The sequence below is a fragment of the Halochromatium sp. genome (assembly GCF_054919635.1).
Map to the genome: position 1 here is coordinate 1 of NZ_JBUDPI010000118.1, position 9,961 is coordinate 9,961.

At 64.8% G+C, this 9,961-nt stretch carries 10 protein-coding genes and 1 pseudogene; 1 reads left to right on the forward strand and 10 read right to left on the reverse strand.

The window, feature by feature from the left end; translation table 11 throughout:
- The 4 genes from ACY693_RS09095 to ACY693_RS09110 all read right to left on the reverse strand — a co-directional run.
- Window positions 1–643 (reverse strand): PmbA/TldA family metallopeptidase (locus tag ACY693_RS09095; protein WP_462321510.1); only part of this gene is annotated, 643 nt, incomplete at its 3' end.
- A gap of 88 nt (window positions 644–731) precedes the next feature.
- A complete protein-coding gene (locus tag ACY693_RS09100) occupies window positions 732–899 on the reverse strand; it encodes a hypothetical protein (protein WP_462321511.1) in 168 nt (55 codons plus the stop codon).
- Window positions 896–1,168: a CopG family antitoxin gene (locus ACY693_RS09105; protein WP_462321512.1), complete on the reverse strand. Its 273-nt coding sequence runs from the start codon at window positions 1,166–1,168 to the stop codon at window positions 896–898. The genes ACY693_RS09100 and ACY693_RS09105 overlap by 4 nt, the downstream gene beginning before the upstream one ends.
- Window positions 1,146–1,448, reverse strand: coding sequence for a BrnT family toxin (locus ACY693_RS09110; protein ID WP_462321513.1), 303 nt, complete (start codon window positions 1,446–1,448; stop codon window positions 1,146–1,148). The genes ACY693_RS09105 and ACY693_RS09110 overlap by 23 nt, the downstream gene beginning before the upstream one ends.
- Before the next feature lie 152 nt (window positions 1,449–1,600).
- Here ACY693_RS09110 and ACY693_RS09115 point away from each other — a divergent pair, with 152 nt between their 5' ends.
- On the forward strand, window positions 1,601–1,954 hold the full coding sequence (locus ACY693_RS09115) for a hypothetical protein (protein WP_462321514.1): 354 nt from the start codon (window positions 1,601–1,603) through the stop codon (window positions 1,952–1,954).
- An 83-nt stretch (window positions 1,955–2,037) separates the two neighbouring features.
- Here the strand turns inward: ACY693_RS09115 and ACY693_RS09120 are convergent, their stop codons facing one another.
- The 6 genes and pseudogenes from ACY693_RS09120 to ACY693_RS09145 form a co-directional block, all read right to left on the reverse strand.
- The gene (locus ACY693_RS09120) at window positions 2,038–2,307 is read right to left on the reverse strand and encodes a hypothetical protein (protein WP_462321515.1); all 270 of its coding nucleotides are present in this window, start codon (window positions 2,305–2,307) and stop codon (window positions 2,038–2,040) included.
- 256 nt (window positions 2,308–2,563) lie between these two features.
- On the reverse strand, window positions 2,564–4,018 hold the full coding sequence (gene tldD, locus ACY693_RS09125; protein ID WP_462321516.1) for a metalloprotease TldD: 1,455 nt from the start codon (window positions 4,016–4,018) through the stop codon (window positions 2,564–2,566).
- Between the two features lie 174 nt (window positions 4,019–4,192).
- Window positions 4,193–5,020: a carbon-nitrogen hydrolase family protein gene (locus ACY693_RS09130; protein WP_462321517.1), complete on the reverse strand. Its 828-nt coding sequence runs from the start codon at window positions 5,018–5,020 to the stop codon at window positions 4,193–4,195.
- A 130-nt stretch (window positions 5,021–5,150) separates the two neighbouring features.
- Window positions 5,151–9,290 (reverse strand): YhdP family protein, encoded by a 4,140-nt coding sequence (locus tag ACY693_RS09135; RefSeq protein ID WP_462321519.1) that lies wholly within the window; start codon window positions 9,288–9,290, stop codon window positions 5,151–5,153.
- Window positions 9,291–9,293: 3 nt separating this feature from the next.
- Window positions 9,294–9,740: a hypothetical protein gene (locus ACY693_RS09140; RefSeq protein WP_462321518.1), complete on the reverse strand. Its 447-nt coding sequence runs from the start codon at window positions 9,738–9,740 to the stop codon at window positions 9,294–9,296.
- 17 nt (window positions 9,741–9,757) lie between these two features.
- Window positions 9,758–9,961: pseudogene (locus ACY693_RS09145) on the reverse strand (Rne/Rng family ribonuclease); the annotation flags it as partial.

The following is a 9,961-nucleotide window of genomic DNA, read 5'->3' on the forward strand; positions in this document are numbered from 1 at the left end:
GATCCTCCGGTGCGCGCGCCGAGGTCCACCAATAGTCCCGCTGCATGTCGTCGCCGACCTTGCCGACCACGGCGACACTGAGGCCATGACGGGTGCTCGGATAGCCGCCGACGAAGCCGTGGCTGTTGCCGTAGACCTTGAGCCCAGCGTGCGTGCTGAGGTTGGCGCCCTCGGAGTTGACGATGCGCGCATCATGGGCACGGGCCGCATCCTCGCACTCGGTCGCCTGACGCACCGCATCCTCAACGCTGATGCCCCAGGGATGTTCCAGGTCGAGCGCCGGGATGTCGGTTGCCATCAGCTCCGCTGGCGCCAGGCCAGCGCAGGGGTCTTCCTGAGTATGCTTGGCGATGCTGCAGGCCTGGGCGACGGCGTCGCTGATCGCTTGCGGGCTCAGATCAGAGGTGCTCGCCGAGCCCTTGCGCTTGCCGAAGTAGACGGTGATGCCGAGGCCGTGATCGCGGGTGTGCTCGACAGTCTCGATCTCGCCCATGCGCACCGCCACCTCAAGCCCCGTGCTGGCGCTGACCCCGGCCTCGGCCGCACTGGCGCCGCAGCGCTTGGCCTCGCTGAGGAGATGATCGATGGCTTGCTCAAGCCGGTGAAGCTGGGTGCCGCTATCCGCGGTGGCCAAATTTGCCATGATGTACTGTCTACTGCCTCTTACTGCATGGTGTTGCTGCCTGGTCCAGGCGGTGACCATTAGACCAAAGATTGCCACATACTCGGTCTCATGTTGCGATCACGGGTGAAATCCGCAACGGCTGGGTGCCCTCGACGAAGACGCCATGAGTGCTGTGATCGTCAGGGTACTCGGCCTCACGGTCGCCACCTGCAACGTCGTTGATTTCGTTTCTCTTGGCGTTGAGCTCCTTGATCCATTCGGGTCCGTTGCTCACGGCTTGCGCTCTTCAAGGGCCTTCTCGACGGCTTCCCGGATAAATCGCTGATAGGGGATGCCTCGCGCCTGCGCGCGCGTTTTCACGGCCGCGAGCAGGGATTCAGGGAGGCGCATATTGATCCGCGCCGCCTTCTTCTCGAACTCAAAGCGAACGGGTGAGAAGCCGGATAAGTCGTATTCCGTCAAATCGGCTTCTTCGACAAAGCGATCTGCTTCTTCGTCGCTGTTGAATTCAGGCAGCGGCCTAAGTGTGTTTTTGTCGTTCATAGTGTTCGACCTCCTTCTGATGCATGTAGCGGGCACTGATGGGGCGGATTAACGAACCGTCCGCTGTTGCTCGTAGCGTGAAAACTACAAGCGCCCGGCGGCCCTTGTCTCCGCGACCGATGGCCAGAAGCCGGCGCTCGTCCTGCGAGTGGGCCGGGTCCGGGAACACATCTGGAGCAGCGTCGAACAGCGCTTCGATCTCCGAGCGTTTCAGACCGTGCTTTCCACACTTCGGCCAGTTTCCTTCGTCCCAATCAAAGCCTGCCGCTTTAATCTCCATCTAGAAAGTGTAGACAAATGTATGTACAAAATCGAGAAAAATAAAACCTATAGCATTCCCCGCAATTCTTTTTACTACTGCCGATTTTCAGTAGAGCCTCTCCTGACGGGCCTTCTAGCAGATGCGTTGGCTATTTCGCGCGTAAGCATATGATGAATATAATTAAAATAGGCGTCGCAAAACAGCGATTTCAAATCAGCGCCCTCAAGACGGATGCCCAGGTTCGCGGCATCGTGCCCGAGGACATCTTTCGCATCGTGCAGGTCGAGCTGCACCGTGAGCACGCCCTCACCGCCTACGACAAAGACAGCCAGGGCCGCCTTGGCGAGCAGATGCTGTGCCGCACCGACGAGTCCCGCCTGGAACTCGCCCAAGCCGGTCGTCCCTGGGCCTTCGATGCCGATGGCGCGGACTTCAAGCTCGGTCTCGAGGCCTACCGCATTAGCCAAGCCGCGCTGTTCGACCCGATGATGGCGGTGCACACCTCCAACGTCGAACCACTTTAGAAGAGGCCCGCGCCTGTAACGAGCTGATCGCCTCTTGGAGTGCCATCGTCGTGGCCTCGGCGGTCACCTCCTAGATACGCTCTTCATCGATTGGCACACCGCGAGCAAGGAAGCGCGATTTCTCGTAGGGCGTGCTGGGGAAGGTATTCCAGCACCAGCGCATAGCGCTCGCCCTCGTGGCGATAGAGGGCGAACAGCAGACGATTGCTGCGGTCGAGCCGCGCGCGATAGAGGTTGTCGCCGATCTTCTTGACATCGGCGGAGCGGAAGTCGTCGGCGCTGAGGTAGGCGACGAGCTTCTCGTAGCCAGGGATGGCGCTGGTGTCCAGGCCGCGGTAGGTGAGAATCTTCATGCGAATCGAAGGTGTCGGTGAGCGAGCCGGTCTCTTGCCGCGCTCATCCTACCGCAAGATCCGGCCAGCGCCCCGATACTGCGGGTGCTTCAGACCCGGGCGGCGCCCGGACCCGGCGGTTGCGCGATCCGGCTGCACAACACCGATCCAGCGAGCATTCGATCAGGCTCGAACACCGATCTAGCTGGCGCCCAATCCAGCAACCAGCCTTAGGTCGCGCTCCCGGAGATCGTGCTGCGTCGATCGCGTCAACGCCTCAGTCGCCACCCGCCCCAGTGCCACCCACGGTCAGTGCATCGACGCGCAGCGTCGGCTGGCCAACGCCCACCGGTACGCTCTGTCCATCCTTGCCGCAGGTGCCGACACCTTCGTCGAGCTTGAGGTCGTTGCCGACCATGCTGACGCGGGTGAGCACATCGGGGCCGTTGCCGATCAGGGTCGCGCCCTTGACCGGGCGGCCGATCTTGCCGTTCTCGATCAGGTAAGCCTCGCTGGCGGAGAAGGTGAACTTGCCGGAGGTGATGTCGACCTGGCCGCCGCCGAAGTTGACAGCGTACAGCCCCTTCTCGACCGAGGCGATGATCTCGCCCGGATCATGATTGCCAGCGAGCATGTAGGTGTTGGTCATGCGCGGCATCGGTAGATGGGCATAGGACTCGCGCCGCCCGTTGCCGGTCGGCTCCATGCCCATGAGACGGGCGTTGAGCCGATCCTGCATGTAGCCGACCAGGATGCCGTCCTCGATCAGCGTGGTGCAGTGGGTTGGGGTGCCCTCGTCGTCGATGTTGAGCGAGCCACGGCGACCAGGCAAGGTGCCATCGTCGACCACGGTGACGCCCTTGGCGGCGACGCGCTGATTGAGCCGCCCGCTGAAGGCCGAGGTGCCCTTACGGTTGAAGTCGCCCTCGAGCCCGTGGCCGACGGCCTCGTGCAGGAGCACGCCGGGCCAGCCGGCGCCGAGCACTACCGGCATGGTGCCAGCCGGTGCTGGGCCGGCTTCCAGGTTGACCAGGGCCTGGCGCACGGCCTCGCGGGCGAAGCCGAGCGCGCGGTCCTCGGCCAGCATCCAGCCCAGGTCGAGGCGGGCACCGCCGCCGCTGTGGGCCTGCTCGCGGCGGCCGTTCTCCTCGACCACGGCGACCACGCTGAGGCGGATCAGCGGGCGCACATCGGCGCTGAGTCGGCCGTCGTCGGAGATCACGAGGATGGTGTCCTGCACGGCGACCAGGCTGGTCATGACCTCCTTGACCCGCGAGTCCATGCCGCGGGCCTCGGCGTCGACCCGGTGCAGCAGGTCGATCTTGGCGGCGTCGTCCAGGCTCTCGATCGGGTTCATCGGCTCGTAGAGCCGTTGCCGTGCCGGCAGGCCGCTGCCGATGCTGATCGGTGCCGCGCCGCCACCGCGGGCGATGGCGCGAGCGGCATCGGCGGCCTTGGTCAGGGCGGTCAGCTCGAGCTCGTCGGAGTAGGCGAAGCCGGTCTTCTCACCGCTGATGGCGCGCAGGCCGGCGCCTTGCTCGATGTTGAAGCTGCCATCCTTGATGATGCCATCCTCGAGCATCCAGGACTGCAAGCGGCTGCTCTGGAAATAGACGTCGGCGGCGTCGATGGCAGGGCTGCGCAGGGCGCCGATCAGGCGATCGAGGTCGCTGTCGCCGAGGCCGAAGGGCGCGAGGATGCTTTGACGCGCGAGTTCGATGGAGTCGGTCATGAGATAAAGGCGTTCAGGTCTCTGGAGGCGGTGGGCGTTGGCCCAATACCGGAGGAGGTGGGAGGCAGTACGCGCTTTTTCCAGTTTGCGATAGCGTCTCTGTGATGTCGTGCACAACCTGGCGTCCCTGTGCGGGCTCTGTTTGTCGCAAGCGGATTGGTTGGTGATTGGCGTTCAGCGGCACTTGAGGCGCCGATGCTCGAGCACGGGAAAGGTACGTCGGATCGAGGCCTGGCGGTCGTGATCGAGCGTGCAGCAGATCTGACCAACGCCGCGCGCGATCTGGGCCAGCACGTTGCCCCAGGGGTCAACGATCATGCTGTGGCCGTAAGTCTCTCGGCCGCTGAGATGGAAGCCACCTTGCGCGGCTGCGACCACATAGGCCAGATTCTCGATCGCACGCGCCCGAATCAGCGTCTCCCAATGCGCCTTGCCGGTCAGCGCGGTGAAGGCTGCTGGAACGGCGAGGATCTCGAGGCCGCTGTCGATCATCCGCCGTGCGGTCTCCGGGAAGCGCAGGTCGTAGCAGATGAGCACACCGAGTCGGCCGAAAGGGGTATCGATCACCGGGCTCTGATCACCGGGCTCGATCGTCGCCGATTCCTGATAGCGCTCGTCGGCGTCGGGCAGTACGACATCGAACAGGTGCATCTTGTCATAGCGAGCGACGCGATCCCCATGGGCGTTGTAGATCAGGGTCGCCGAACGCACGCGCTCTGGATGATTGCTGCGCAATGGGATGGTGCCGCCGACGATCCAGATGCCGTAGCGCTCTGCCATCTTGGCGAGGAAGTCTTGCAGCTGGCCAGTGCCATCGGACTCCACCAGCGCGAGCAGGTCGCGATCCTGCTTGCCCATGAAGGCGAAGTTTTCGGGGAGCACTACCAGGCCGGCGCCGGCTTCGGCAGCGAGGTTAATCAGACGCTCAGCTTCGATCAGATTGGCCGTCGTGTTCGGGCCGGAGGCCATCTGCACGGCAGCAAGGTTTGAGGAGTCACTCATCGGTGTTCGTTAACGTCAAATTTCTGTAACCATAGCACCTCGCGAGCCATCGGTCGCAAAGCGTCCGCCGGGCCCAAAGCCCATTCGTCGGCCTCTTGCGGCCCATTTGGCGCCAATCGGCGGCGACCGCTCAGAAGCCCTCGAGGAAGGGATTGTTTGGCTCCTCGGAGGTTGATGGGGACGGGCGTGTCGGCTCGGGCCTCTGGCCGCTGTTTTCATCGCTGCTGCTGCCAGTGCCGGTGCCAGTGCCAGTGCCGGTGCCGGTGCCGGTGCCGGTGCCGGTGCCGGTGCCGGTGCCGGTGCTGGCGGTGCTGCGGTTGTTAGTATCGGCCTTGGCTTCGGCGCGGCTGGCGCCCGGGTCGGCTTCGACGCCCTCGTCGACGAAGAGGTTGCCGAGGGAGGGTGAGCCGCCGGTATCGACGCGTCGGATCAGCGGATCACGCCAGGGACCAGTGACCTTGTAGGCGTAGCGCCCAAGCCGCTCAACGGCACCATCAGTGACCTTGTCTGCGAGGAAGACGGCAGCGCCGACGACCGGCCCGCCGGCGACGGCGCTCGCGAGCGCCAGGCCAACGCCGATCTTGGGGGTGACCTCGACCTCTTGGTCGAGTGTCCCATTGACCAGATCGGTGTGACCGGTGATGCGGATATCGGCCGGTGGCGCCACAATGTCGAGGTCACGGATCATCGCCTCGCCGCTGCCGATGCCGATCTCGCCCTCGATCCTATCGAAGCTGAAGCCGTCATCGAAGACGTCACTGAAGTCGAGGCTGAGCCTGCGGCCGAGGGCGGCGGTATTGAGGATGCCCAGCATGCGGCCAACGCCAGGTTCCATCTCGAGCAGGCGGCCAGAGCCGATCTCGATCTGCATCAAGCCGCGTGCGCCCGCAAGGCTCAGCGCACTCGGATCACCCGGCCAGCTCAGATCGAGCTGCAGCTGACCGGGCGCATCGCTCAAGGCGCTGTAGAAGCCGCTCTCGCGCAGCAGCTCGCCGACCGCATTGCTCTTGGCGTCGATCTGAAGCGACGACTGGACGTAGTCGGTCGCGTCGATCAGCCAGTCTCCGCTGCCGTTGGCGTCGATATGGGGGCCGGTCACGGACAGATGCTCGAAGTGCAGACCGTTTGGCTGCGCTCGACCCTGGATGCGCAGCCGGCCTAGCAGATCGTCTCCATAGCGCAGCCGCTCGATCTCGAGATCGATGCCGCCGACTCGCCGCGGGTCAGCGCGCGCCTCGGCTCGCCGCTCCGCATCGGGTTGGCGATCGGTGTCGATGATTGGCGCTAGGTCAAGTTGCTCGAGGCGGATCTGCGTGGGCCGCTGCCGATCAGCGCTGGCTGCCGGCAGCCTGATCTGGCTGTCGCCGGTCTGTTCTGCGCTGAAACGGATATCCCAGGCCCCTTGCGGCTCTGAGGTCAAGACTGCCTGCAGATCGCTCAGTTGTAGTGCCCCGAGATGCAGATCCTGAACCTGAAGATGCACCGGGAGGATGCGCAGCGCCCCATCGCGGCTGCCGCCTTGAAGGGCCTTGAGGTCGGTCTTGCTGGCCCAGTCCAGCCAGGGGATGAGCTGTAATTGCGCTAGTGCGCCGCTGATCTCAATCGAGCGCCCGGGTGGCAAGGATGTTGGCTGGTCGTTGAGATCAACCGCAAGACGTTCGAGCCTGATGTCGCCGCCGGGTCTGCGATCGACCTCCAACAAGCCGCCGATCTCGCCATACTCGAGCGTCAAGTCGAGTGGCCATTGATCCTGAAAGCGGCCGCTCAGCCTAAACCGGCGCTGCTCACCCGGTGGTTTGCCGATGGGGGCTGGCAGCGACAGGCCGATACCCTGAAGCTTGGATCTGAGGCTGAAGTCGATCGGCGGGCGCGCTTGCGTCGCATCGCGGTTGCTGAGGCTGAGCTCCAGTTGCCAATCGAGCGAGCCGCGCACCAAGGACCAGAGGCTGCTGGGCAGGGTCTCGGCGAGTCGGTCGACGGCGGTTCGGCCCTGGAGATCGATCTCGGTCCGAGCCTCTTCCGTGCCGCTGTCCAGTGTCTCAACGTCGACCTCGAGCGTCTGCCGGCCCAGACGCGCGCGGATGCCCTGAGCCTCGATGCCGGTCTCATCGAAATGCAAGCGCCCGGTGATCTGCTCGAACTGCAGATCGGTACCCTTGATCTGAAGGCTGCGCTCTGGCTCCTCGTTGGGGGGTGGCTCCCAGATCAGCTCACCGCCATAGCGGAAGGGGAGTGAGCGGTTCAAGGGAACTCCCAGCTGCAAATGAATGTCACCGCTTCCACTGACCTCGACCGTCGATGCAAGGCCGCCAAGCTGTCGGGCCAGCGGCGAGGTCGCCAGCACGTGCATCCCATCCGCCAGGGGGCCGGTGCCACGGGCGTCGATCTCCAGATAGGTCGGTTGCCAGAGGTTGGGCATGCTGACCCGACCGGCATCGACCCAGCTGTTCAGGATCTCGGCGCTTGGCACATCGATCTCCAGGCTGCGGTTCTCGAAGCGCAGCGTTGCGGCGACCTGCTGCAACGGGGGCCAGCTCAGGCGCGCGGTCTCCTCCGCGTTGCTCAGACCTGGCTGGGAGCGCGAGGGCTCGGCGGCGACGTCGTAGTCGAGCACCCCGTCAACGGCGCGTAGCTCGAGGATGAACCGCCCCGCTTGATCATCGAACGGGAAGCGCTCGAGTGGCCCGCGCAGCAGTAGATCGCCGGATTCGAGTCGACCGGCGACGATCGCCTGTTGCAGCCAGTCCTCCAGGCGGTCATCCATGATCCCGACGGGTAGCCAGTATGGCAGGGCGGCGATCGGCGCCTCGCGCAGATGCGTCTGGAGGTCGATGAAGGGGTTAGCACCGGATGGATGCAGGCAGAGGCTGAGGCGGGTCAGGCTGTCTAGATGCCGGGTGTTGGCCGTTAAGGCCTGAGTCCAGAGGTGGATCGAGCCGGCAGGCATCAGACGCCAGGCGAAGTCGCCTTCGAGCGTGGTGAAGCGATGGGGCCGGCCGAACAGTGGTCTCAGGTCGATTCCGGCATCCCTGCTGCGGAGGCTGGCGTAGCCACCTCGGGGGCCGAGGTCCAGGTTGAGGTTGAGGCCGGAGACCGGCGGGATGCCGGCGCCAGGTGCGGCCGACGGAGGCGTGGACGCCGGACTCGATGATGCGGGGTCGATGGTTAGGTCGTCGATCTCGGCGCTCAGGCGCCAATCGCTGATCCTCAACGGGGGCCGGGACGCCTCCTCTGTTGTCCTGGACGCGGCCGGCAAGACCAGGTCCCGGTTAGGGCTCAGGTCCAGCTGCACGGCGAGATTCCGGGCTTGTCCATGGATACGACCCTTGCTGAGGGCGATGATCGGGGTGGGCAGATCGGGCGCGATCGGTGGGACGGCACGGGCGATCGGCTCGAGCTGGAGCCTGCCGATCGCCGCGAAGAGCCTGGCCGAGGGCTCTGTCCCATCATCGTCGGGCGTTGCGGGCTTGTGGCGGAACTGGAGGCTCGCCGAGGTTTGTGCCGATGGGTCTCGACCGGGCAGGAGGAGATCGCGAAGGTCCAATCGCCAGCCGTCGGCCTGCCGCTGCCAATGTGCTAGCGCTGCCAGGTTGCCCAACCTGTTATCACTGCTGCGATCACTGCTGCGCTCGCCCTCGACCTTCAGGTCGTCGAGCTCAAGCCGCGTCAGCGAGTCGGTCAGCTGACCCTGCTCCAGCCGATTCCAGCTCTCGAGCTGAAAGTCGCCGTTGTGCAGCCTGAGCTGAGCCGGCAGGAATCCCTCAGCGACGGCGCCGAGGTTGTCGCCCTCGGCGCTGAGATAGAGGCGTCCGGACCAGTGCTCCGGATGTTCTGCAGGGCCGCTGAGCTGAGCGAGGATCTCGAGCTGATCGAGTCTTAGGCGCTCGCGCGTCCCGTTCTGAGTCCCTTCGGGCTTGCTCGTCGGCTCGTTGGCGGCGTGGCGTCCATGCGGGTCGAGCGTGTCCGCTCGCACACGCAGCTCATGCTGTTGGCCCTGGTTGGCCAGCTCGGCGACCTCGACGAACAGGGTTTGGGCGGGTGCATCTGCGCTCAGGTCACGCCAGCTCAGCTGGCTGTCGAGCAATCGGAAACGCCCCTCGTCGAGGAAGAAGTCGAGCGCCTGGGCGTCATTGCCTCGTAGCGAGTCAAGACCCAGGACGCGGATGCTGCCATCCGGCTCGCGCAGCACTCGGATCTTGGCACCGACGAGGCTGATGGCGTCGATCCGCGGCCGACGCGCCTTGAGTGTGGCCAGCAGGTCGAGATCGATGCCTCAACTGCGCGCCGAGAGCAGCAGACGGCCAGGGCGAGGCCGAGAACTCGGGTCAGGGCTAGAGCTCTGGCCAGAGCCAGAGTCTTCACCAGCGCCAGAGCCCGCACCAGAGCCAGGGCCAGAACCAGCGCTACGGCTAGAGCCAAGGCCCGTATCAGAGCCCGGACTAGGGCCGGCGGCGGGAGCCGAGGCTGCCTCTTCGGGCGTTAGCAGCCTCGCATCGGAAAACAGCAGCGTCGGCGTCAGTCCGCGCAGCTGCACCGAGAGGCGACCGACCTCAATCTCTACGCCGAGGCGCTGGTTAAGGTGCGCGAGCAGGGCCTCGCGTATCACATCGGCGCGCGGCAGCAGCAACCGTGCGCCCAGGGAGAGCAGCGCGAGCAGGATGATCAGGGTCGCGACCGCGGTGACTGTTCCATGCAGGAGCCGATGGAGAGGCCGCTTCATCTTGCGCTCGTTGCGGTTCAGATCAAAACCACATCGTACTGCTCTTGGGTATAGAGCGACTCCGCCTGGAGCTTGATCGGCTTGCCGATGAACTCCTCAAGCTCCGCGAGGTGGCCGGATTCTTCGTCCAGAAGCCGATCGATGACCTCTTGTGAGGCCAGAACCAGCAACTGCTCGACCTCGAACTGGCGTGCCTCGCGCAGGATCTCGCGGAAGATCTC